The 477-nt window shown below is 45.9% G+C and carries 1 protein-coding gene; it reads left to right on the plus strand.

The window, feature by feature from the left end:
- Positions 1-5: 5 nt before the first annotated feature.
- Positions 6-477, plus strand: a 472-nt coding sequence (gene manA / locus AB4653_RS13515) for a mannose-6-phosphate isomerase, class I (RefSeq protein ID WP_372104422.1), incomplete at its 3' end; no start/stop codon positions are given.

Consider the following 477-nt stretch of genomic DNA (forward strand, 5'->3'; position numbering starts at 1 on the left):
ACGCCATGTCACTCAGCCACTTCTCAGAACACTCATTTTTCCCAATGGAAAACACCATCCAAAATTATGCATGGGGGAGTATTTCTTCGATACGTGAACTGTTTGGCTTTAAGAATGAGTCACAAGAGCCGCAAGCGGAAGTTTGGATGGGAGCGCATCCAAAAGGTTGCTCAATGGTTAAGCTTGACCAACATTTGGTGCCTCTCTCTGAGCTGATTAACAAGAATAAACCCGCTTATTTATCTACTGATATTGCGCAGGAGTTCGGTGAACTGCCGTTCTTGTTTAAGATCTTGGCAGCAGAAAAAGCGCTATCGGTCCAGGTCCACCCAAACAAGCACCAAGCCGAGTTAGGCTTTGCGAGAGAGGAGCAAGCAGGAATCCCTCTGACTGCAGGGCATCGTAATTATAAAGACTCTAACCATAAACCTGAATTGGTTTACGCGATCACTGAGTACCAAGCGATGAATGGCTTTC

This window comes from Vibrio sp. 10N.222.48.A3 (assembly GCF_041475345.1).
GTDB lineage: Bacteria > Pseudomonadota > Gammaproteobacteria > Enterobacterales > Vibrionaceae > Vibrio > Vibrio tasmaniensis_A.